This is a genomic window from Mediterraneibacter glycyrrhizinilyticus, assembly GCF_015560805.1.
Classification (GTDB): Bacteria; Bacillota; Clostridia; order Lachnospirales; family Lachnospiraceae; genus Schaedlerella; species Schaedlerella glycyrrhizinilytica_A.
The window spans coordinates 163,371-187,930 of record NZ_JADMSO010000004.1 but is presented as its reverse complement, the minus strand read 5'-3'; the positions used below and the strand labels follow the sequence as shown (position 1 = coordinate 187,930).

Sequence of the window (24,560 nt, the reverse complement as noted above, 5' to 3'; positions counted from 1 at the left end):
GAATATGTTAGTGACATTAAAACAGATTTTGAATTTGTGTGAAGCGAGAAAGTGTGCGGTGGGATCCTTTAACACGCCGAATCTGGAATCCGTCATGGCGGTGATCGGAGCGGCAGAAGAACTGAACGTGCCGGTAATCATCCAGCATGCAGAAGTGCATGAAGAAATCATGCCGATCGAGATCATCGGACCGATCATGCTGGAACTGGCGAAAAAAGCGAAAGTACCGGTATGCGTACATCTTGATCACGGTGAGACGCTGGATTATGTATGCAAAGCATTGAATATCGGATTTACCTCCGTGATGTATGATGGTTCCATACTTCCGTTTGAAGAGAATACGGCGAATACGCAGATGGTCGTATCCTTTGCAAAGCAGACCGGTGCATCCGTGGAAGCGGAAATCGGCTGTATGGGAAAAAGGGAAACAGGATCCGGAAGCGCCGGAGTCGGAGCAGATCCGGACAAGATATATACCGATCCGGATCTGGCAAAAGAATTTGTGGAAGCAACAGGAATTGATGCGCTTGCATGTTCTTTCGGAACGACACATGGAGTGTATATAACCAAACCGAAGCTGGATTTTGATGTTGTTCGAAACGTACGCAAAAAAGTAAACATTCCGGTTGTGATGCACGGTGGTTCCGGCGTCAGCCCGGAAGAGTTTCGAACAGCGATCGAAAGCGGTGTCCGTAAGGTGAACTACTACACCTATATGGCGATCGCCGGGGGAGAAGAGATTGCCAGCCAGTTCCGTATGGGATGTATTCCTGTGGAAAAGAACGGGAAAAAATATAAATACTGCTATTCTCTGGTCGAAAGTGCAAAAGACACACCTATGATGTACCACGACATTGTACAGTGGGGAACTGCGGCGATGAAAGAAAATTGTAAAAAGGCAATGGAAATTTTTGCGATGAGAAAATAATGTGAGGTGAGGCAAATGAATCCATATATCGGACATGATTCCCAGACAGGCGGGATAGAAGAACATCGTCTGATAGGCGGTAAAGGCGATGGCATGAGATTGATCGAAGTAAATAACGGAAAGGGACTGGAACTGACGATCACTCCGGATCGGGCTGGAGATATATCCAGACTTCGATTCAAAGGAATCAATATGAGTTACTTGTCTCCCTGTGGATATGTAGCTCCGGTATATTATGAGTCAACGGGCTCAAACTGGCTGAAATCATTTACAGCGGGATATCTGACTACATGCGGTCTGTCAGCGGTGGGGTCGCCATGTGTCGATGAGGGGGAAGAACTTCCGCTGCACGGCACGATCGCAAACCAACCGGCGGAGTATACATACCGGGAGGAGAATGAGGAAGAACTGGTTGTTCATGTGTTGGTGAAAGATGAAACTATCTTCGGCAGGAAACTGCGGCTGAACCGGACGATCAAAGTGTCTAAATCTGAGAATGTATTTTACATCTGTGATACGATAGAAAATACCGGAGATAAAACAGAACCATTGGAAATCCTGTATCATATGAACATGGGATATCCACTGTTGGATGAGGACAGTATTGTCATGATTCCGGCCGCAGAGGTACGGGCAAGAGATGCTCATGCTGAGGCAGATATTGCAAACTGGATGCGAATGGAAAAACCACAGGCAGGATATCAGGAGCGGTGTTACTATCATCGATTTGCCGACGAGAACGGCAAAGCATCCATCTTTCAGCCCAAGCTTGGCATCGGATTGGAAATCCGTTTTGATGCAAAAGAACTGGATGGATTTGTAGAGTGGAAGATGATGGGCGTACGGGATTATGTGCTCGGACTGGAATGCGGGAACTGTTATCCGGACGGACGCAATGTAATGCGGAAGACGGGGATGTTGAAGTTCCTGAAGCCGGGAGCAAAGAAATCGTATCAGGTGAAAGTGAAGATGGTGGAAAAATAAATTATTGCATCTCTATACCGGAATACGTCTGCAAGACAATTCTGTATAGAGATGCATTTTTTTCTTTCTATGACAAATTTCGAGAAGTATTCAACTCTCTGTATATATCTTTTCCGGTATCCGGAAAGTTTTTAGAAACGATACAACAAAAATACATAACATGATTAAAACATTGGGTCTGCTTGAAAAGATTTCTAAAATTTGCTATGATTAAGAGCACGCTTAAAAATGCAAATGTTTGATTCTTAGATAAATATGGAGATTAACATATGAATGGTACATTTACCCCGATGATGCAGAAATATCTGGAAACGAAAGAACAATATAAAGACTGCATCTTATTCTATCGTCTCGGCGATTTTTACGAGATGTTTTTTGATGATGCCATTACGGTATCCAGAGAATTGGAGATCACGCTGACCGGAAAGAGCTGTGGGCAGGAAGAGCGGGCTCCCATGTGCGGAGTCCCATATCATGCGGTTGACGGTTATCTGACCCGGCTGGTCGCCAAAGGATATAAAGTCGCGATCTGCGACCAGGTGGAAGATCCGAAACAGGCAAAAGGGCTTGTGAAGAGAGAAGTGACTAGGATCGTTACGCCCGGAACGATCCTGGATGCTCAGGCGATCGATGAGACAAAGAACAATTATATTATGTGTATCGTATACATTGCAGACCGCTACGGTGTTTCCGTTGCGGATATCACAACCGGCGATTATTTTGTGACGGAACTTCCGGACGGCGGAAAATTAAAAGATGAAATCTACCGTTTTATGCCGTCGGAGATCATATGCAATGAAGCATTCTATATGAGCGGACTGGATCTCGAAGACTTGAAAGAACGGTTTCATATGGCTGTATATTCGTTGGAATCCTGGTACTTTGACGACACGGCGTGCCGTGAGAAACTGATGGAACATTTTAAAGTCTCATCCCTTGCCGGTCTTGGTCTTTCCGATTACGACTGCGGCGTTTTAAGTGCAGGTGCATTGCTCCAATATCTGCTGGAAACGCAGAAAAATGATCTGTCGCATATGACGCGGATCACACCGTATACGACCGGAAAATATATGATGCTGGACAGTTCCACGCGCAGAAATCTGGAATTGTGCGAAACATTGCGGGAAAAACAGAAAAGAGGCTCTCTCCTCTGGGTATTGGATAAGACAAAAACAGCGATGGGAGCACGCACGCTCCGGAAATTTATCGAACAGCCGCTGATCGAAAAGCAGGAGATTTTAAGACGGCTGGATGCGGTGGAAGAATTAAAGCAATCAGCGATCTCAAGGGAAGAGATCCGCGAGTACCTTTCTCCGGTATATGATCTGGAACGTCTGATCACCCGCATTACATACGGAACTGCCAATCCGCGGGATCTGACTGCATTTGCCGGTTCTTTGTCCATGCTTCCGCCAATCCGCTATTTATTGGAAGAGATGGATTCCTCTCTGTTGAAAGATATTTATGCAGAACTGGATCCGCTGGAAGATCTCTGTACCCTTGTACAGAATGCAATTGCCGATGAGCCGCCGCTGGCGATGAAAGAGGGCGGCATCATCCGCGACGGTTACAACGAAGAAGTCGATACGCTGCGTCGTGCCAAATCCGAGGGCAAAGACTGGCTGGCAAAACTGGAACAGGACGAACGGGAAAAGACAGGTATCAAGACATTAAGGATCAAATACAATAAAGTTTTCGGTTATTATCTGGAAGTGACCAATTCTTATAAAGAGCTGGTTCCGGATTATTACACAAGGAAACAGACGCTTGCCAATGCAGAGCGTTATATCACGCCCGAACTGAAAGAATTGGAAGATACGATCCTCGGTGCGGAAGATAAATTATATGCGCTGGAATACGAGCTGTACTGTACGATCCGGGATACGATCGCTGCGGAAGTGAAACGGATCCAGACAACCGCAAAGGCGATTGCTGCGCTTGATGTCTTTTCCTCTTTAGCACTTGTGGCAGAGAGGAATAATTATGTCCGCCCGAAGATCAATGAATCCGGAAAGATCGACATCAAAGACGGACGGCATCCGGTTGTGGAGCAGATGATCCCGAACGGGACATTTATTTGCAACGATACGCTCCTTGATGATAAGAAACAGCGTGTTTCCATCATTACCGGACCGAATATGGCAGGAAAATCTACTTATATGCGGCAGGCGGCTCTGATCGTGCTTATGGCGCAGATCGGTTCTTTCGTACCGGCAGCCAAGGCTGATATCGGACTGGTGGATCGGATCTTTACAAGAGTCGGAGCGTCCGACGACCTTGCATCCGGGCAGAGCACGTTTATGGTGGAGATGACGGAAGTTGCCAATATCTTAAGAAATGCGACGTCAAAAAGCCTTTTGATCCTCGATGAAATCGGACGCGGAACAAGTACGTTCGACGGACTTTCGATCGCATGGGCGGTTGTGGAATATATCAGCGATTCCAAATTACTCGGTGCAAAGACATTGTTTGCGACGCATTATCATGAGCTGACAGAACTGGAGGGCAAGATTGACAACGTCAATAATTACTGTATTGCCGTCAAAGAAAAGGGAGACGACATCGTATTCCTGAGAAAGATCGTCAAAGGCGGAGCCGATAAAAGTTATGGTATCCAGGTTGCAAAACTAGCCGGCGTCCCGGATCTTGTGATCGACCGTGCCAAGGAAATCGTGGAAGAACTGGTCAACGAAGATATTACGATCCGTGTCAGCGAGATCGCTGTCGGAGGAAAAGATTCCGTAGCAAAGAAAAAAGCAAAACCAAAGAAATATGACGAGATGGATCTGGCACAGTTTTCATTATTTGACACGGTAAAAGATGACGATGTATTGGAAGAATTAAAAAATATTGACGTCGGAAACCTGACGCCGATCGATGCACTCAATACGATCTATCGTCTGCAGAACAAGTTAAAAAACCGTTGGTAGTAGAAAAGGAGGCGCGCCATGGCGCATATCAAGGTATTAGATCAGATTACGATCGACAAGATCGCGGCCGGAGAAGTCATTGAACGGCCGGCGTCTATTGTCAAGGAACTGACGGAAAATGCGATCGACGCTGGAGCTGATTCCGTCACAGTTGAGATCGAAGACGGCGGGATCACATTGATCCGAATTTCGGACAACGGAAGCGGTATCGAACGGGAAGACATCCACAATGCATTTCTGCGGCATTCCACAAGTAAGATCGAAAGTGTGGACGATCTGATGCATATCTCGTCCCTCGGTTTCCGTGGCGAAGCCCTCTCAAGCATTGCCGCCGTGACAAAGGTGGAACTGATCACAAAACCAAAGGAAGATACCTTCGGTACGCGCTATGTGATCGAAGGCGGGAAAGAAATTTCCATGGAAGATACCGGCGCGCCGGACGGAACTACGTTTCTTGTCCGGCAGTTATTCTATAACGTTCCTGCAAGGAGAAAATTTTTGAAAACGCCGATGACGGAAGCTGGGCATGTTCAGGACCTGCTTACCCGATTGGCGCTTTCCCACCCGGAAGTGGCGATCCGTTTTGTGAACAACGGACAGGAAAAGCTGCGTACGTCCGGCAGCGGGAAATTAAAAGAAGTGATTTACAGCATTTACGGAAGAGAAACTGCGGCAAATATACTGGAACTGGATTATGAAAAAAACGGGATCGGCATCCGCGGTTTTATCGGGAAACCGATCATCACACGCGGCAACCGAAATTATGAAAATATCTTTGTAAACGGGCGATATGTAAAAAGCGCCGTTATTTCCAAAGCGGCGGAAGACGCCTATAAAGATTTTATGATGCAGCATAAATTCCCGTTTTTTGTCCTGCATTTTCTTGTGGACGGAGAGACTGTGGACGTCAACGTCCATCCAACCAAGATGGAACTTCGCTTTCAGAAACAACAGGCAGTGTATGATGCCGTGTTTGAGGCAATCCACCGCAGACTTTTGGATCAGGAACTGATTCCTCAGGTTACGCTGCCGGAGCCAAAACAGCCGGAAAAAGCGAAAGAGCAGAGTCCAAGTCCGTTTCTGCTCAAACCGAAGTCGGGCTCCGGACAGAGCGCAGCGCCTGTTTCCAGACCAATTTCCCTGCCGGATACTGACAGCACCGCTTCGGAAGATACGGCTAATACAAGGATACATTCATCTGTACAATCCCCGGTGCAATCCTCCGCAAAAGCAGAACCGGAAACAAAAGATGAGGATTATTTTATCCGGAAGATGAGGGAACGTGTCATGTCTTACCACAATCGCAGTTCATCGGCGGAGATCACAGGGAAAAGTGCGATTTTCCGTTCTGGAGATCAAGGACAGGAAGATCGGATCAAAAATGCCGTCAAAGAAACGGAGACTGTTTTGCAAAAGGCTTCTCCTCTGCAAAGGGCGATCACTCCCCAGATGCAGACACCGCCGGAGCAGTTAAAAGAGAACGGCAATTATACAGTGGAGCAAAAGCCGCCGAAACAGCTGGATCTTTTTGAGGAAAATCTGCTGAAGCGGGAAATCCGCGCGGAATACCGTCTGATCGGTCAGGTCTTTGATACATACTGGCTGGTACAGTTTCATGACAATCTTTATATCATTGATCAGCATGCCGCACATGAGCGGGTACTTTATGAGCGGACGCTGAAAGAAATGAAGACCCGTGAATTTACTTCCCAGTATTTAAGTCCGCCGATCATACTGAATCTTTCGATGCAGGAAGCGGAAGTTTTAAATACACATAAAGACCGCTTTGCCCAGCTTGGATTTGAAATCGAAGAATTCGGCGGCGAAGCTTACGCAGTCCGTGCGGTTCCGGCAAATTTATTCGGAATCGCAAAAAAGGAACTGCTTCTGGAAATGCTGGACGCATTGTCGGACGGATTGAATACAAGTATGACACCGGATCTGATCGATGAAAAAGTGGCTTCCATGTCATGCAAAGCGGCAGTGAAAGGAAACAACCGACTGTCTGCGCGGGAAGTAGACACATTGATCGGAGAACTGCTTCTTTTGGATAATCCATATCATTGTCCACACGGACGTCCGACGATCATCGCTATGTCCAAGAGAGAGCTGGAAAAGAAATTTAAACGAATCGTATAGGAGTAAGCAGCTATGAAACGACCATTGATTATATTGACCGGACCGACTGCCGTAGGGAAGACGAGCGCTTCGATCAATCTTGCGAAAGCGGTGAACGGAGAGATCATCTCTGCGGATTCCATGCAGGTATACCGGCATATGGATATCGGCTCCGCCAAAATCCGTGCGGAAGAAATGGAGGGGATCCGCCATCATTTGATCGATATTTTAGAACCGGATGAAGAATTTCATGTTGTTCGTTTCCAACAGCTTGCCAAACAGGCGATGGAAGAGATTTATGGGCGCGGACGGATCCCGATCCTTGTCGGAGGCACCGGATTCTACATTCAGGCGGTACTTTACGATATTGATTTTACAGAAAATGACGGAGATCCAGCGTATCGAAAAGAACTGGAAACACTGGCGCAGGAGCAGGGCGCAGAGACACTCCATGCCCGATTAAAGGAAGTGGATCCAAAATCTGCGGAAGAAATCCACGCGCACAATGTAAAACGTGTCATCCGGGCGCTGGAATATTTCCATCTGACCGGGCAGCCTATTTCTGCTCATAACGAAGAACAGCGGCAGAAAGAATCTCCGTATTGCTTTGCCTACTTCGTATTAAACGACGACCGGGCAAACCTGTATCGGCGCATCGACAAACGCGTCGATCAGATGATGGACGAGGGGCTGTTGGAAGAAGTACAGCTGTTAAAAGACATGGGCTATCATAAGAAAATGGTTTCCATGCAGGGGCTTGGATATAAAGAAATGCTGGATCATCTGGACGGGATCTGTCCATTGGAAGAAGCGGTGCGGATCTTAAAACGCGACACAAGACATTTTGCAAAGCGGCAGCTTACCTGGTTCAAACGGGAACGGGATGTGATCTGGTTAAACAAGCCGGATTTTCATTACGATGAGACCGCAATTTTAAATACGATGCTCGAACATCTGAAAGAGCGCGGCGTGCTTGAAAGTATGCGATAAACCATATACTTGCATAGCGGCATAAATCACCGGAAGTGCCAAAAGGCACATTCCGGGATTGTAGGCAGTCGCCTATACAAAAAGTACTCTGCCCGACAAAGCGCAGAGAAACAGAGCACAAAAAACAGAACATAGAGAAACAGAGTATAGAGAAAAGAAAGAGGAAACTACGATATGAATATGGAAATGATCTATCAGGATCTCGGAATTTCAGCAGAAGTTCTCCAGGCAGGAGATAAGCTGGAACAGGAATTGAAAGACCGATTTGATACATTTGATAAAACAGCAGAATATAATCAGCTGAAAGTCATTCATGCGATGCAGAAAAATAAAGTCAGCGAGGGATGCTTTCAATACGCAAGCGGATATGGATACAATGATATGGGACGGGATACATTGGAACAGGTATACGCGGATACATTCCATACGGAAGCCGCTTTGGTCCGTCCTCAGATCACTTGCGGGACTCACGCGCTGGCGCTTGCACTTTCCGCAAATTTACGTCCGGGGGATGAATTACTTTCACCGGTGGGAAAACCATATGATACGTTAGAGGAAGTGATCGGTATCCGTCCATCCAACGGGTCTCTCGCTGAGTATGGCGTAACTTACCGACAGGTGGATCTTCTGGAAGACGGGTACTTTGATTATCCGGCGATCGAAAAAGCACTGAACGAAAAAACAAAACTGGTGACGATCCAGCGATCGAAAGGTTATCAGACTCGTCCGAGTTATTCCGTAGAAAAAATCGGAGAACTGATCGCATTTATTAAAAAAATCAAACCGGATGTGATCTGCATGGTCGACAACTGCTACGGTGAATTTGTGGAAACCATTGAGCCAAGCGACGTCGGAGCGGATCTGATCGTCGGATCGCTGATCAAAAATCCGGGCGGCGGTCTTGCGCCGATCGGAGGCTATGTTGCAGGGAGAGCAGATCTGATCGAAAACTGCGCTTACCGGCTGACTTCTCCGGGACTCGGAAAAGAAGTCGGCGCGTCGCTCGGCGTTATGCAGTCCTTTTATCAGGGATTTTTCCTCGCTCCGACGGTTGTATGCAGTGCATTAAAAGGCGCCGTGTTTGCAGCCAACCTGTACGAACGGCTTGGGTTTGATGTGATCCCGAACGGCAGGGAATCCCGTCATGATATCATTCAGGCAGTCACGCTTGGCACACCGGAGGGCGTGGTCGCATTTTGTCAGGGAATCCAGGCGGCTGCACCGGTAGACAGTTATGTAACGCCGGAACCGTGGGCAATGCCGGGGTATGACAGTGATGTGATCATGGCAGCCGGTGCATTTGTGCAGGGATCCTCGATTGAATTAAGTGCAGACGGTCCGATCAAAGAACCCTATGCGGTTTATTTTCAGGGAGGTCTTACATGGCCGCATGCGAAGCTCGGAATCCTGCGTTCCTTGCAGCAGCTTTTAAATACCGGGATCATCACGAAAGAGCAACTGGAGCAGGCAATATGAAAAACATTATCGTTATCGGCGGCGGTGCATCGGGAATGATGGCCGCCATCGCTGCATCTGCAAACGGTGCAAAAGTTACCATCATCGAACAGAATCCATTTCCGGGAAAAAAAATACTTTCCACCGGAAACGGCCGCTGCAACTATACCAATTTTGTTCAGAACCCATCTTGTTACCGTTCAGATGATCCGCAATTTCCCTGGCAGGTCATCCGACAGTTTGATGAACAAAAGACAGTAGGATTTCTGAAAGATCTTGGCATCTGTCCAAAGGAGAGAAACGGCTATCTTTATCCGAATTCCGATCAGGCACAGGCAGTGGCGGATGCTCTGATCATGGAATGTGAGCGTCTCTCTGTCCGAATGGAAAATAATACATCCTGTCTGGAAATTCTTCCTCTAAAACAGGGATTCCGGATCAAAACAGAGACAATTGAACACGAAGAACTGAAAAAAGGGATCAAAGAAAAGAAAAAGAATATGAAAAATTCCGGTCGACGAATACAAAAAATACGAGCTTGTGATGCCGTGATCCTCGCTGCAGGATCAAAAGCATCCAATATTTCCGGATCGGATGGCAGCGGATATGATCTTGCCAAATCTCTTGGGCATTCGATCATTCCGGTTCTTCCGGCGCTGGTACAGCTTCACTGCGCCGAATCCTTTTACAAGGAAATCGCCGGGATCCGCGTGCAGGGCAGGGTGACACTTTATGTAGGGGAGCAGAAACTTGCCGAAGATACCGGAGAAATCCAATTGACGAATTATGGGATTTCCGGGATCCCGGTTTTTCAGGTCAGCCGTTTTGCGGCAAAAGCGCTCTACGAAAAGAAGCCGGTCAAAGCGGTTTTGAATTTCATGCCCGACATTTCTGAAAATACTTGTTTTGCTTTCTTAAAGGAACGGATTTCCACACGACCGGAAAAAACACTAAATACTTTTTTGGTCGGTCTGTTTCCGAACAAACTGGGGGATCTTTTACTGCACCTGAGCCGGCTGGATCTGACGGACACTGTCCGATGTCTTTCGGATGAAGATATCTGGAAACTGGTGCATTTGATCCAACATTTTGAGACGACGATCACAAAAACGAATGCATATGAACAGGCACAGATCTGCCGCGGCGGAGTCGATACGAGAGAAGTGGATCCGGAAACCATGGAATCACGCTATGTACCGGGAATCTATTTCGCCGGAGAACTTCTGGATGTGGACGGGATCTGCGGCGGATATAATCTGCAGTGGGCGTGGTCCAGCGGCTATGTTGCGGGAAAAAGCGCCGGAAGTCCGGAAAAGGAGAATAAGAAAATACGATGCTTAGAATCAATCAGCTAAAATTACCTGTCGGACACTCCAAGTCCGACTTAAAGCAGGCAGTACTGCATCTGCTTCACATTTCGGAAGAGGAGCTTCTCGGATTTCAGATATTCCGCCGCTCCGTTGATGCACGGAAAAAGCCGCAGATTTTTTATGTTTATACGATCGATGTAAAAACACTGCGGGAAGAAAAGCTTTTAAAACGTCTGAAAAATAAAGTACAGAAGATTACTCCGACCCGGTACGAAACACCGGCACACGGAGCAGAATCTTTGCATCACCGTCCGGTCATCATCGGCGCCGGTCCCGCCGGATTGTTTTGCGCCTATTTGCTGGCGAGAGAGGGGTACCGTCCCGTTCTGCTGGAACGGGGCGCTTCTGTGGAAGAACGGATGCAGGATGTGAACGCCTTTTGGACAACAGGCGCTTTAAAACCCGAGTCCAACGTACAGTTCGGCGAGGGCGGAGCAGGCACATTTTCCGACGGGAAATTGAATACACTTGTAAAAGATAAGTGCGGACGGAACCGCTTTGTCCTGGAAACGTTTGTACGATTCGGTGCGCCGGAACAGATCCTTTACGAACAGAAACCACATATCGGAACCGATGTGCTTTCTGAAGTGATCCCGGCGATGCGCAAAGAAATCGTCCGGCTTGGCGGAGAAGTCCGTTTTCACAGCAAGGTGACAGACTTGATGATCGATGGAAATCAGCTCCGAGGCATTCTTATCAATGGAACCGAACAGTTGGACACAGAAATTGCCGTGCTCGCGATCGGACACAGTGCGAGGGATACGTTTCAGATGCTGTACGATCATAACATTTCGATGCAGGCAAAATCGTTCGCAGTGGGCGTGCGGATCGAACATCCGCAGCAAATGATCCAGGAATCCCAGTATGGCGCACAGATGGCTGACAAACTTCCGGCTGCGGCGTATAAACTGACGGAAAATCTGGAAAACGGCCGCGGCGTTTATACATTCTGTATGTGTCCGGGCGGTTATGTGGTCAATGCATCCTCCGAACCGGACCGGCTTGCCGTCAATGGAATGAGTTACCATGACCGTGACGGTGAAAATGCGAACAGTGCGGTCATTGTGACAGTCACACCGGAGGATTTTCCTGCAAAAGGACTCTTCGCAGACCGAGAAGTAACCGGGAATGATACGGTGCATCCACTCGCAGGCGTAGCATTCCAGCGCGAATTGGAGCAAAAAGCCTATCAGATCGCAAAAGGAAACGTTCCGGTACAGTGTTTTGGAGATTTCTGCCGAAATGAACAAAGTAAATCTTTGGGCGCGGTTGTTCCTCAGATCCGTGGGCAGTGGGAGTTCGCCAATGTACGTTCTGTTTTTCCGGAAGAACTTGCCGCTTCTCTGGAGGAGGGCATCAAGAGAATGGATCAAAAGATCCATGGATTTGCCCGGGAGGACGCAGTACTTTCCGGCGTGGAGAGCCGGACGTCTTCCCCTGTCAGGATATGGCGTGATGAACAGTTCAAAAGCAGTGTCACCGGTCTCTACCCATGCGGAGAGGGCGCGGGATATGCCGGCGGGATCACATCCGCCGCAATGGACGGAATGAAAACAGCAGAAGCGCTGATCGGAAAATTTGCACCTTTCGGATCATAAAATGAATTTTTCGCACACATGTTCACAAAATTTTAAGAAGCTAGCCCTATACACTGTTTCTGAATTATGCTAAAATAAGTTGTTGAATTGTGTCATGCGCAGCAGGATTTTGTGCATGGAAAAGATAAAAGAACTTTGCAGTGAAGAACGGCCTTACGAAAAATGTGAACGTTTCGGTGCGAAACATCTGACAGATATCGAGCTGCTTGCCGTCTTGCTCCGTTCGGGATCAAGAGGGGAGAGCGCATTGCAGCTCGCCAGACATATTCTGTATCCGTCGTTACTGCCGGGCGGGATCCTCAATATCCATAACTGGTCGTATGAGCAATTACGGAAGATCCGGGGCATCGGGAAAGTAAAGGCGATCCAGATCTTATGTCTGTCCGAACTTGCCAAACGGCTTGCGAAAGCGACTGCCGGATGCGAACTGGATTTCAGGACGCCGTCGTCAGTCGCACAATATTATATGGAAGATATGAGGCATCAGAAGCGGGAGAGCATGAAGCTTCTGCTTCTGAACACGAAATCAAGGCTGCTCGGGGAGTCAGATATTTCAAAAGGGACCGTAAATGCTTCCATTGTTTCGCCGCGCGAATTGTTCGTAGAGGCGCTGCAGAAAAATGCAGTCTATATTATTTTGCTGCACAATCATCCCAGCGGTGATCCGTCACCGAGCCGGGAAGATATTCTGGTGACACAGCGGATCCATGATGCAGGGGAGATGATCGGAATCGAACTTCTGGATCATATCATCATCGGAGACAACCGCTATGTCAGCCTGCGGGAAGAAGGGGTTATTCAGTGATAGGAAGAAATGTCTATGGGCTTGATCTCGGTACATACGAGATCAAAGTATTTGATCTGAAAAAAAATGAAATCTGGAAAGAAAAAAATGTCATTGCGATGAAGGACAACACAACCGTTTTTGCCTCCGGGGACGATGCGTTTGCCATGTATGAAAAAGCGCCAGACAATATTCAGGTCGTATTTCCGATGCAGGGCGGAGTCATCGCCCATTTCGATGATATGCAGTATCTGCTGGGAAATCTGCTCAAAAAAGAGCGCCAGTTTTCCAGAGGGGCGGAATATCTGGTCGCAGTGCCAACCGATGTGACAGAAGTAGAAAAACGTGCGTTTTATGATCTTGTTTCTCATTCTTCCGCCCGCGCGAAGTCTGTGCGTATTGTAGAACGCGGATTGGCGGACGGTGTCGGTGCCGGTCTTCCTGTGGATGAAACGCCCGGCGTGATGGTTGTCAATATCGGCGGAGGCACGACAGAACTTTCGGTACTTGCTTTCGGCGGTATGGTGCTCAACCGACTTTTAAAGATCGGAGGAGAACAATTCGATCAGGCGATCATCCATCTTGTCCGTCACAGCAAGGACTTTTTAATTGGTCGGACAACTGCCGAATCTCTCCGAAAAGAGTTCGGTATTTTCACACAGAAAGACAGCGCCTCGCTTTCGGTTTCCGGCCGCGACCTGATCTTTGGAGTTCCCAATACGAAGAAAATCCCGATCAGTCTGGTACGCGCCGCAATGAAAGAACCGTTGGAGGAATGCACCGAAGCGATCCGCGTCATGTATGAGCGGACGCCGCCGGATGTGCGAAAGGGAATCCGGGAAAACGGGATCTGCCTGACCGGCGGTCTTGCTAATTTGAAAGGTCTTTCGACCTATCTGCAGGAAAGCACGGGACTTCCCGTCGCCGTTGCTGAAGAACCGGAACTCTGCGCGGTAAAAGGTCTTCGTGCCATCGCACAGGATAAACATATTTACAAAAAGCTGACATATTCCATGTTAGACGAAGATTACAGGTGGTTGAGATAATATGAAAAAAAAGAATCAAACATCCCAGACAAATAAATATTGGCTGTTCGGTCTGTCTTTGCTCTGTGTCCTTTTGATGCTGCTTTCCGTATTTTCCGGAAAGGTCACCGGACCGTTTAAAGTCGCTGCCAATCTGACTGTCATTCCGATGCAGAAAGGGATCAGCCGGATCGGAGAGTGGATGGGAGACATGAGCGATAACTTCCAGACACTCAAGCAGGTACAAAAAGAGAACGAAACGCTGCAGGCGCAGGTTGATGAACTTCTGATCGAGAACAACAATCTTCAGGAAGACAAGTACGAATTGGAACGGCTTCAGGAATTGTACAAACTGGATCAGAATTATGCGGAATATGAAAAGGTTGCTGCTCATGTGATCGGCAAAGATTCCGGCAACTGGTTCAGCACCTTTACGATCGACAAAGGAAGTAAAGACGGCATAGAAGTCGATATGAACGTCATTGCCGGGAACGGGCTTGTCGGGATCGTAACGCAGGTCGGTCCGACATGGGCGACCGTACGCTCGATCATCGACGATTCCAGTAATGTCAGCGGAATGGTATTGTCCACATCCGATAAATGCATCATCCGCGGAGATCTGTCGTTGATCAACAGCGGACGGATCCGCTTTGAACAGATGGAAAATAATGATAACGTCGTAGAGATCGGCGAACAGATCGTAACTTCCTATATCAGCGACAAATATTTACAGGGGATTTTGATCGGTTATGTCAGCGAAGTCAGCGTTGATTCCAACAACCTGACACGTTCCGGCTACATTACCCCGGTGGTCGATTTTAAAAATCTGCAGGAAGTGCTCGTTATCACAAAAACGAAAGACGCTATGACCGGAACACCGGCAGAATAAGGAGGAGACGATGAAATCCATAAAAATACGACGCGGGATCGTGACGGCGATCGTTGTTTTGGTCTGCTTTCTTTTGCAGTGTATGTTGTTTCCGCATCTTGCTCTTGCATCCATAAAACCGAATCTGATGCTGATCGTGACCGCAGCATACGGATTTATGCGCGGACCAAAAGAGGGGATGCTGATCGGATTTTTTTCCGGACTGATCATCGATATCCAGTTTGGAAATATTCTTGGATTCTACGCCCTGATTTATCTGTTGATCGGTTATGTGAACGGATTATTTGAGCAGATGTACTTTGACGAAGATATCAAACTGCCGCTGATCCTGATCTCAGCAAGTGAATTTGTGTATGGGCTTGTGATCTATCTTTTGATGTTCCTGCTCCGGAGTGAATTTGATTTTCTGCATTATTTAAGTCATATTATCATCCCGGAACTCATATATACAATAGCAGTGACACTGCCGTTATATCCGGTCATACTTTTTATCAACCATAAATTAGACGCAGAAGAAAAAAGGAGTGCAAGTAAATTTGTTTAATCGAATCTTAAGACGTATCAAAGACTTCGGAAACCGGATCCTGGAATCCCGGCTTTTTGTATTGATCCTGGTATTCTGCATCTTGTCCGCCATTTTGATCAGCCGTCTGTTTTATCTGCAGATCGTCAAAGGGGATTACTATCTGGAAAATTATAAGATGCAGATCCGCAAGACACGGGAGATCCCCGGAACCCGCGGCAATATCTACGACCGGAACGGAAATCTTCTCGCATACAACGAGCTTGCTTATTCCGTCACGTTTGAAGATACGCTTGCTTCCGGAAGTGAGAAAAATCAAACCTTAAACAAGATTTTAGAGCAGGTGATCGAGATCGTGGAATCTCACGGAGATTCTGTGATCAACAGTTTCGGGATCGTATTGGATTCTGCCGGGAATTACCAGTTTACGCAGACGAATGAAACACAGCGTCTTCGTTTTATTGCCGATGTATACGGTAAAAGTTATACCGATGATCTTACCGAAGCACAGAAGAACGCAACGCCGGACGAATTGATCCGTTATTTATGTACCAATGATACTTACGGATATGATATTGACATAAAGAATCTGGATCCGGCTTATGTGTTGAAGCTGGTGAATATGCGTTATGCGATCGGGCTCAACAGTTTCCAGAAATTTATCCCGACCGTACTGGCTTCCGACGTCAGCGACGAAACCGCTGCCGCGATCATGGAGAATCTGGACAAGCTGGAAGGAATTGATATTGAGGAGGAATCGCTCCGCCGTTATACGGACAGCAAATATTTCGCATCCATCATCGGCTACACCGGAAAGATTTCTCAGGAAGAATACGACGCGTTGGACAAAGACGAAAAGAAGCGGTATTCTCTTTCGGACATTGTAGGAAAATCCGGACTGGAACAGACGATGGACAGTGTCCTGCAAGGAGAAAAAGGCGAGATGACCTTTTATGTGGACAGTGTCGGGAAAGTGACCGATACAGTCAGCTATACCGAGCAGGGCGCGGGAAACGATGTTTATCTGACGATCGACAAAGATCTGCAGGAGTACACCTACCAGATTCTGGAAGAAAAAATTGCAGGTATCGTACTGTCCAAATTACGGAATGTTATGAATTATGACCCAAGTGAAACGTCCGATGCCAGTCAGATCATTATTCCGGCAGATGATGCTTACCATGCCTTTATCGCCAACGAGATCATTGACGAGGCACATTTCAATGCGGAAGGTGCGGGTGTGACCGAACAGGAGGTCTATGCGATCTTTTCCGCAAGAAAAGAGGCTGCGCTTGCAGAGATCATGGCGGAACTGAACGGGACAACGCCTTATAACAGTCTCGGAGCGGAGATGCAGGCTTATCAGGACTACATTTCTATTAATGTACTGCAGGAAGCCACGAATATTCTTATGAGCGATAAGATCGATACTTCCGATGCGACTTATCAGGCTTGGACTACCGATGAATCCATCAGCCTGAATCAGTTTCTGACATATGCGATCTCCAAAAACTGGATCGATACTTCCCAGTTGTCCGAATACATTTCTTCCGAACGATATTCGGATTCCGCGGAAGTTTATCAGGCGATTTTATCATTTTTGCAAGATTATTTGATTTCGGATATGAATTTCGACAAACTTCTCTACAAATATCTTATAAAATCAGGAGGAGTCACCGGTGCACAGATCTGCGCGATCACATATGAGCAGGGTGTTCTTCCGATGGATGAGGGACAATACAATGGTCTGCGTGACGGCAGTGTGGATCCGTTCACATGGCTGACTCAGAAGATTGCGAATCTGGAGATCACTCCGGGACAACTGGCATTGGAGCCTTGTACCGGTTCCGCTGTTGTCAGTGATCCGAATACGGGAGAAGTGCTTGCATGCGTATCCTACCCGGGATACGACAACAACCGGCTTGCAAATACGATGGATTCCACATATTATAATCAGCTTGTGACCGGGTTATCCCGTCCGTTTTATAACAACGCGACGCAGGAAAAAACAGCGCCCGGATCTACCTACAAGATGATCTCCGCTGTGGCAGCCCTGACAGAGGGGATCGTAACAGGAGACACGGCGCTCGTCTGCTCCGGAGAGTTTGACAAAGTAACGCCGAGTCCACGCTGCTGGATCTATCCGGGCGCACATGGCGCGTTGAACGTTGTATCCGCTCTGGACGTGTCCTGCAACAACTACTTCTACGAAGTGGGATATCAGTTGGGACTGGACGAAGAGGGCAATTACGACAGTGATAAGGGTGTCGAAACACTGGCAAAGTATACGGAGATGTTCGGACTCGGTGAGACTACCGGTCTGGAGATCCCGGAATCCGAACCTCAGATTTCGGATGAATATTCCGTACAGAGTGCCATCGGACAGGGAACCAACAACTTTACAGTCAGTCAGCTCAACCGTTATGTTGCCGCTGTCGCCAACAAGGGAACGGTTTACAAGCTTTCGCTTTTGTCGAAGACAACGGATCCGGACGGAAAGATCATCAAGAATTATGAACCGACTGTGGTCAGCACGATCGATGAAGTATCGGATGAAACGTGGAATCTGGTCCATCAGGGTATGATCTCGATGATCAACAGCACCGCAAGTTTTTCCGGACTCGGTATTCAGATGGCAGGTAAGACCGGTACTGCACAGCAAAGTGAGATTCATCCGGATCATGGACTGTTTGTCGGTTTTGCCCCGGCAGATGCACCGGAAATCGCAATCGCAGTCAGGATCGCAAATGGTTATAGTTCGTCGTATGCGGCGGAGATCGGTCGCGATATCGTAAAAGCAAAATATCAGCTTGGCGATATCAATGAGATCATCACCGGAACCGCTTCCGAACTTGGCGCTGCGGTCGCAGGAGATTAAAAAGGATGTGAGAGGATGGACAGGCTGGTTACAGTAAAAGGCAATCGCTATGGTATGGAAATTTATATGGATTCCGAAGTTTCTTTTGATATACTTATGAAAAGTATGGAAGAAAAATTCCGTAATTCCGCAAAATTCTTTCAGGGGGCGCAGATGGCCGTCCGTTTTTTGGGACGCCGTCTGACCTATCTGGAAGAACAGGCGGTACTGGATCTGATCAGTAACACAACCGGAATTGATGTAGTTTGTATCATAGATGGCGACCCAGCCAATGAAACTGCATACAAAAGTGTTGTAGAACGCACGCTTTCCAATGTTCGAAAACGGGATGGGCAGTTCTATAAAGGTACGCTTGGCAAAAAGCAGGTGGTAGAATCCGACACCAGTATTGTGATCCTTGGGGACGTAGAATCCGGAGCCAAGGTCATTTCCAAAGGAAGTGTCGTGATCCTCGGCGCGCTGCACGGCTTTGTACATGCCGGTGCCGCCGGAGACCGCGCGGCATTCATCGCAGCCCTTTCCATGCAGCCCAAACAGCTGCGGATCGCGGATGTAGAAGCGAGAAGACAGCTCATTTATCAGGAAAGTCTTCTGATCAAAGGGGCAAAAGTCGCGACACTGGATGGCAATCGGATCTATCTGGATCCACTTGCGGATTGGTCGAATGAATAAGAAGTTGCAGGAGGAAAGACAACATGGGAGAAGTAATAGTCATCACATCAGGAAAAGGCGGGGTCGGTAAGACGACAACGACAGCAAATATCGGAATCGGACTGGCACAGTCCGGAAAGAAAGTCGTCGTGATTGATACCGATCTCGGGCTTCGGAATCTGGACGTCGTAATGGGATTGGAAAATCGGATCGTATACAATCTGGTTGATGTCATTGAGGGCAGCTGTCGTATGAAACAGGCACTGATCCGTGATAAACGTTTTCCGGATCTATATCTGCTTCCGTCCGCACAGACAAAAGACAAGACGTCCGTATCACCGGAACAGATGCAGAAACTGGTTTCAGAACTCCGGTCGGACTTTGATTACATTTTTCTCGACTGCCCGGCCGGCATCGAACAGGGATTCCAAAATGCGATCGCCGGAGCAGACCGTGCGATCGTCGTAACGACGCCGGAAGTTTCCGCAATCCGGGACGCCGACCGCATCATCGGACTTTTAGAAACCAGAGGGATCAAAAAAAATGAGCTTCTGATCAACCGTCTTCGGATCGATATGGTACGCCGAGGCGATATGATGTCGGTGGAAGATGTATCGGAGATTCTCGCCATTGACCTGCTCGGAGTCATTCCGGATGATGAACAGGTTGTCATCGCAACGAATCAGGGGGAACCGATCGTCGGCAGCGACAGTCTTTCCGGACGCGCATATTCCAACGTCTGCCGAAGAATCTTAGGTGAAGAGATCCCGATCCCGGACTTTACAAAATCCGATGGATTCTTTCATCGGTTCACACAGTTATTCCATAAGAATTAAGGAGGCTGTGAGAGAGTATGAGTACGGCATCGGTTCAGATTGCAAAAGACAGACTGAAGGCTCTGCTGGGCGCAGACCGGATGCAGTGTACCCCCGATATTACTGAAAAACTATCCGCCGATCTCTATCATATCCTTTCCAAATATATGGAGATCAGCCGGGAACATTTTAACATACAGATAACAAGATCAGATATACATATCAAATATACAGGAGAAAACAATTGAAAGAACAATTGAAAGGTTATATTCAAAATCTGAAACAGCGGTATCATCTGAAAGATTACCGGTTCAGCCTGGTCATCCTTGTGACCGCACTTTCCATCATCGGAGTTTTCATTGTGGGAAGCGCGCAGGCTGATCTGCAGTGGCGTCAACTTCAGGGAGTGATCCTTGGACTGATCGCCATGTTTATTATTTCGCTGATCGATTATAATTGGATCTTAAAATTTTATTGGGTGATGTATGCGGTCAATCTTGTGCTGCTCGCGGCTGTTCTTCTGTTTGGTGAAACCGTAAACGGCGCGACCAGATGGCTGAACCTCGGCTTTATCCAGTTTCAGCCGTCCGACTTGACCAAACTGCTCATGATTTTATTTTTTGCAAAATTCCTGATGGACAGGGAACAAAAAATCAACGATAAAAAAACGATCATACAGGGGATCGCTCTGATCCTGCCGTCCCTGATCCTGATCTACAAACAGCCGAATCTTTCCAATACGATCTGTCTGGCGCTTTTGTTCTGTGTCCTGATGTTTATGGGTGGATTAAGCTATAAATTCATTGGGACAGTCTTAGCCATCACGATCCCGACAGCAGTGATCCTGTTTGTAATCGTTATACAGCCGAACCAGCCTCTGATCCATCAATATCAGCAGAATCGTATCCTGGCATGGCTAGAACCGGAAGAGTACGAATCCGAAGAAGCATATCAGCAGCTCAACTCGATCAAAGCGATCGGCTCCGGAAAGCTGACCGGAAAAGGCTATAACAGTGATGCGACGACGTCCGTAAAAAACGGAAATTTCATTTCTGAGCCGCAGACAGACTTTATTTTTGCAATTATCGGGGAAGAATTGGGATTTGTGGGTTGTTGTGTCGTCATAATTTTGATATTATTAATTGTGATAGACTGTATTTTAATTGGCATGAAGGCAAAAGACACCGGAGGCAGGATCATCTGCGCCGGCATAGCCGCACTGATCGGAATCCAGAGTTTTATCAACATCAGTGTGGCGACCATGTTATTCCCGAATACCGGAATTTCTCTTCCGTTTGTCAGTTATGGACTGACTTCCCTTGTCTGTCTGTACATGGGCATCGGATTTGTATTGAATGTCGGTCTTCAGCCAAAGAAATATGAATCATAGAGGAGAGCAGAATATGAATATTGGATTAGTCGCACATGATGCCAAAAAAAAGCTGATGCAGAATTTCTGCATCGCCTATCGCGGGATCCTGAGCAAACATCATTTGTTTGCCACGGAAACTACCGGTCTTCTGATCGAAAGTGTCACCAATTTAAGTATCCACAAATATCTTCCGGGGCATCTCGGCGGAAAGCAGATGCTCGGAGCGCAGATCGAACACAACGATATGGATCTTCTTATTTTCTTCCGGGATCCGCTCGCTCCGAAATCACATGAACCGGACGTCAACGATATTGTGAAGCTTTGTGATATGTACAATATCCCGATGGCGACGAACATTGCAACAGCAGAAGCACTGATACTTGCACTGGACAGAGGAGATTTAGACTGGCGTGAAATGTACAAATAAACTCAAAAAAACAGCAGGGGTCAGCACTCTGATCCTTGCTTCTTTCCTGTTATTCGGCGGATGTGCATCATCACCGACCGCTTATACGGAGGCTTATGAAGCTGGTCAGTATACAAAGGATCTGTATCGTGGAACTCTGTTTGCAGAAGATCTCTGCGTTGCAGCCGAAGACGTTGCTCTGGATGGTTACACCGAAGATCCAACCTTTCATGCAGCGGGATTGTTTGATCTGAAAGAAGAAAAAGTCCTTTATGCAGACCGGATCCATGACCGACTTTATCCGGCGAGTACAACCAAGCTTATGACGGCATATCTTGCGTTAAAATACGGAAATCCGGATGATGTCGTCACGGTTGGAGAGAACGCAACATCATTTGCACCGGACGAACAGGTATGCGGACTTCAGACCGGAGACCAGCTTACACTCGGGGATCTGCTCGCCGGTCTGATGCTTTATTCCGGCAATGACTGTGCCACCGCGATCGCCGAACACATTTCCGGATCCGTGGAGAAATTTGCGGAGCTGATGAATCAGGAAGCATGGAATCTGGGTGCTGTCAATTCCCACTTTGTCAATCCTCACGGACTGCACAGCGAAGATCACTATACAACCGCATATGATCTGTATTTGATTTTTAATGCCTGCGCAAAAGACGAGCGTTTTATCGACTTGATCTCACAGAAAGAGTATACGGTTCACATTACAGGCGCAGACAAAACAGTGAGAACCGACGTCTGGGCAGCAACGAACTACTATTCGTCGGGAGAGGCTGCGATGCCGGCAGGTGTCACTGTATTAGGCGGGAAAACAGGAACAACCAATGAGGCGGGGAACTGTGTTATTTTATATGAGGAAGACGCAGAAAATAATCCTTATATTTCGGTGATCATGGGTGCCGGTGACAAGCCGACACTTTATACTTATATGTCCCAGCTTCTGACTGCCGGAATCCGGGATAAATAAATACAAATGAGGGGAAAAACTTCCCTGACAGAAAAACGCCCAGACTGTGAAGTCTGAGCGTTTTTCTTAATCAGAGACATTTACTTCCTCCTCATCATTCCTCCGGATGGCTGATCCGCCCGTAGAGACTGAGAAGATACAAACCGCACAGCCCTACGATCGTATAAATGATTCTGGAGAGCCAGCTTAAATTTCCAAACAGGTATGCTACAAGATCAAAGCGGAATATTCCGACCAAAAGCCAGTTGACGGCTCCTATGATCACAATTGTCAGTGCAGTATTGTCGAACCATTTCATATGAATTCCTCCTTTTTGCCGCAGAAAAACTCTGTGGCGTTTTTCCGTTCGCTGCTTATATTGTTACCATAAAAACTGGAAATATACCCATAAAAATGTTATACTTAATAAGTTATTGAAAACTTGTCGGAGGAATTACTATTTTGACAAAGCAAAGAAAGAAAACAAAAAATAAAAAACTGGTCAGTATGCGTCGCTTCAAAACAAGGCGCGAGATGAACATCGGAATCTTGATCTTCGCTCTTGTATTCGTCTATCTGATCGTTACGATATGGATGTATGCGACATCCAAAAAGATTTCCGTTTATGAAGTACGGGAGGGAAGTATTGTAAAAGATAATTCCTATACCGGTCTGGTTTTGAGGGAAGAGATGGTCGTCCCTGCGGAAACATCCGGATACGTCAGCTATTTTCAAAACGAGGGAAGCAAAGTAAAAGCCGGAAGCAGCGTGTATGCGCTCTCTCCGGATAAATTGACGCTGGAAAATGAAGAAGAAACTCCGGAAACTGCGTTAAACAATGAAGAACTTCGTTCACTGACACTAAGCATCCAGAATTTTAACGAGAATTTTAATTCACAGAAATTCTCCTCCGTCTACTCATTAAAAAATGAATATAACACCTTGCTGCAGACTGCTTCGAACCGCAGCAAGACTGCCCAGATCAACGAACAGATCACGGCGAGCGGGGGAGGAGCCGCCGCTTATCCGGCACTGAGAGACGGGATCATCGTCCGTACATTTGACGGATACGAAGAAGTTACGGAGGATACGCTGAAAAGTGCCGATTTTGACCGAAGCCACTACGAATCCCACAGTCTCGAAGACCAGATGGAAGTAGCAGCCGGGGAACCGGTCTATAAGCTGGTGACAGACGAGACATGGAATGTCTATGTGGAATTAAGTGATACAACGGCAAAAGAGCTTGCAGATACCGAACAGATCAAGACGCGGATCGATAAAGACAGCGAAACGATCTGGGCTGACTTTTCAATCCTGCAGAAAGACGGAACGTATTTCGGGAAACTGACTTACACAGACTCGATGATCCGATATTGTGAGGACCGATATCTTCACATCGAACTGATCATGGAAGACGAAAGCGGTCTGAAAATCCCCAAAAGCGCCGTCGTGGAAAAGCCTTTTTATATGATTCCAAAAGAATACCTTACATCCAGCGGTTCCGGCTCTTCCACAGGGATCATGATCCAAAAAGACGGAGAGATCACCTATCAGGATATTACGGTTTATGCAGAAAGTGAGGATGGATACGTCTATGTGAATCCAAACGAATTGGATAAGCATACGGTTCTTGTGAAACCGGAATCAACAGAAACATTCCGCCCCAATGAAAAACGGACGCTTCAGGGCGTATACAATATCAATAAAGGATATGCTGTGTTTGAACAGGTTCATATACTTTGTGAAAATGACGATTACTATATCGTAGAAGAAAATACGGCGTATGGTCTGAAAAATTATGATCATATCGTGCAGGATGGCACAACCGTAGAAGAAGATGAAGTTGTATTTCAATAAAATAACACCATTATATGTTACAC

At 47.1% G+C, this 24,560-nt stretch carries 21 protein-coding genes; 20 read left to right on the top strand and 1 reads right to left on the bottom strand.

Going from position 1 to position 24,560, the window contains the following annotated elements; all coding sequences use genetic code 11:
* The first annotated feature begins 4 nt into the window (after positions 1 to 4).
* The 19 genes from I2H87_RS06060 (at position 5) to I2H87_RS05970 (ending at position 22,701) form a co-directional block, all read left to right on the top strand.
* Positions 5 to 928 (top strand): class II fructose-bisphosphate aldolase, encoded by a 924-nt coding sequence (locus tag I2H87_RS06060; protein ID WP_195609522.1) that lies wholly within the window; start codon positions 5 to 7, stop codon positions 926 to 928.
* Between the two features lie 15 nt (positions 929 to 943).
* Positions 944 to 1,912 carry an aldose 1-epimerase family protein gene (locus I2H87_RS06055; RefSeq protein ID WP_195609521.1) on the top strand — a complete coding sequence of 323 codons (969 nt, stop codon included), beginning with the start codon at positions 944 to 946 and terminating at the stop codon, positions 1,910 to 1,912.
* 269 nt (positions 1,913 to 2,181) lie between these two features.
* Positions 2,182 to 4,842: a DNA mismatch repair protein MutS gene (gene mutS, locus I2H87_RS06050; RefSeq protein ID WP_330611497.1), complete on the top strand. Its 2,661-nt coding sequence runs from the start codon at positions 2,182 to 2,184 to the stop codon at positions 4,840 to 4,842.
* 18 nt (positions 4,843 to 4,860) lie between these two features.
* Entirely contained in the window at positions 4,861 to 6,981 is a 2,121-nt protein-coding gene (gene mutL / locus I2H87_RS06045) for a DNA mismatch repair endonuclease MutL (RefSeq protein ID WP_195609520.1), read from the top strand.
* Positions 6,982 to 6,993: 12 nt separating this feature from the next.
* Positions 6,994 to 7,950, top strand: coding sequence for a tRNA (adenosine(37)-N6)-dimethylallyltransferase MiaA (gene miaA / locus I2H87_RS06040; RefSeq protein ID WP_022151065.1), 957 nt, complete (start codon positions 6,994 to 6,996; stop codon positions 7,948 to 7,950).
* Positions 7,951 to 8,124: 174 nt separating this feature from the next.
* Positions 8,125 to 9,426, top strand: a complete 1,302-nt coding sequence (locus tag I2H87_RS06035) for a methionine gamma-lyase family protein (RefSeq protein ID WP_195609519.1) — start codon at positions 8,125 to 8,127, stop codon at positions 9,424 to 9,426.
* Positions 9,423 to 10,760 (top strand): BaiN/RdsA family NAD(P)/FAD-dependent oxidoreductase, encoded by a 1,338-nt coding sequence (locus tag I2H87_RS06030; RefSeq protein WP_195609518.1) that lies wholly within the window; start codon positions 9,423 to 9,425, stop codon positions 10,758 to 10,760. Before I2H87_RS06035 ends, I2H87_RS06030 begins: the two co-directional genes overlap by 4 nt.
* Positions 10,739 to 12,373 carry an NAD(P)/FAD-dependent oxidoreductase gene (locus I2H87_RS06025; protein ID WP_009266237.1) on the top strand — a complete coding sequence of 545 codons (1,635 nt, stop codon included), beginning with the start codon at positions 10,739 to 10,741 and terminating at the stop codon, positions 12,371 to 12,373. The genes I2H87_RS06030 and I2H87_RS06025 overlap by 22 nt, the downstream gene beginning before the upstream one ends.
* A gap of 115 nt (positions 12,374 to 12,488) precedes the next feature.
* Positions 12,489 to 13,178, top strand: coding sequence for a RadC family protein (gene radC / locus I2H87_RS06020; protein WP_117550129.1), 690 nt, complete (start codon positions 12,489 to 12,491; stop codon positions 13,176 to 13,178).
* Positions 13,178 to 14,203: a rod shape-determining protein gene (mreB, locus tag I2H87_RS06015; protein ID WP_195609544.1), complete on the top strand. Its 1,026-nt coding sequence runs from the start codon at positions 13,178 to 13,180 to the stop codon at positions 14,201 to 14,203. The genes radC and mreB overlap by 1 nt, the downstream gene beginning before the upstream one ends.
* A 1-nt stretch (position 14,204) precedes the next feature.
* Entirely contained in the window at positions 14,205 to 15,071 is an 867-nt protein-coding gene (gene mreC, locus I2H87_RS06010) for a rod shape-determining protein MreC (RefSeq protein WP_009266240.1), read from the top strand.
* A gap of 10 nt (positions 15,072 to 15,081) precedes the next feature.
* Positions 15,082 to 15,615, top strand: coding sequence for a rod shape-determining protein MreD (gene mreD, locus I2H87_RS06005; RefSeq protein WP_022151707.1), 534 nt, complete (start codon positions 15,082 to 15,084; stop codon positions 15,613 to 15,615).
* Positions 15,608 to 18,472: a penicillin-binding transpeptidase domain-containing protein gene (locus I2H87_RS06000; RefSeq protein ID WP_207746045.1), complete on the top strand. Its 2,865-nt coding sequence runs from the start codon at positions 15,608 to 15,610 to the stop codon at positions 18,470 to 18,472. Before mreD ends, I2H87_RS06000 begins: the two co-directional genes overlap by 8 nt.
* 15 nt (positions 18,473 to 18,487) lie before the next feature.
* The gene (locus tag I2H87_RS05995) at positions 18,488 to 19,144 is read left to right on the top strand and encodes a septum site-determining protein MinC (protein WP_009266244.1); all 657 of its coding nucleotides are present in this window, start codon (positions 18,488 to 18,490) and stop codon (positions 19,142 to 19,144) included.
* 23 nt (positions 19,145 to 19,167) lie between these two features.
* Positions 19,168 to 19,959: a septum site-determining protein MinD gene (gene minD / locus I2H87_RS05990; protein WP_009266245.1), complete on the top strand. Its 792-nt coding sequence runs from the start codon at positions 19,168 to 19,170 to the stop codon at positions 19,957 to 19,959.
* A 17-nt stretch (positions 19,960 to 19,976) separates the two neighbouring features.
* Entirely contained in the window at positions 19,977 to 20,186 is a 210-nt protein-coding gene (locus I2H87_RS05985; protein WP_009266246.1) for a cell division topological specificity factor MinE, read from the top strand.
* Positions 20,183 to 21,328, top strand: a complete 1,146-nt coding sequence (locus I2H87_RS05980; protein WP_009266247.1) for an FtsW/RodA/SpoVE family cell cycle protein — start codon at positions 20,183 to 20,185, stop codon at positions 21,326 to 21,328. The genes I2H87_RS05985 and I2H87_RS05980 overlap by 4 nt, the downstream gene beginning before the upstream one ends.
* A 13-nt stretch (positions 21,329 to 21,341) precedes the next feature.
* Positions 21,342 to 21,737, top strand: a complete 396-nt coding sequence (locus I2H87_RS05975; RefSeq protein WP_009266248.1) for a methylglyoxal synthase — start codon at positions 21,342 to 21,344, stop codon at positions 21,735 to 21,737.
* Positions 21,721 to 22,701 carry a D-alanyl-D-alanine carboxypeptidase family protein gene (locus I2H87_RS05970; RefSeq protein ID WP_117550133.1) on the top strand — a complete coding sequence of 327 codons (981 nt, stop codon included), beginning with the start codon at positions 21,721 to 21,723 and terminating at the stop codon, positions 22,699 to 22,701. Before I2H87_RS05975 ends, I2H87_RS05970 begins: the two co-directional genes overlap by 17 nt.
* 94 nt (positions 22,702 to 22,795) lie before the next feature.
* On the opposite strand, the gene I2H87_RS05965 is transcribed toward I2H87_RS05970, so the two are convergent.
* Complete coding sequence (locus I2H87_RS05965) at positions 22,796 to 22,999, bottom strand: DUF378 domain-containing protein (protein ID WP_009266250.1); 204 nt, start codon at positions 22,997 to 22,999, stop codon at positions 22,796 to 22,798.
* Positions 23,000 to 23,142: 143 nt separating this feature from the next.
* Between I2H87_RS05965 and I2H87_RS05960 the strand changes: the two genes are divergently transcribed.
* Positions 23,143 to 24,537, top strand: a complete 1,395-nt coding sequence (locus I2H87_RS05960) for an HlyD family efflux transporter periplasmic adaptor subunit (protein ID WP_330611494.1) — start codon at positions 23,143 to 23,145, stop codon at positions 24,535 to 24,537.
* Positions 24,538 to 24,560: the final 23 nt, after the last annotated feature.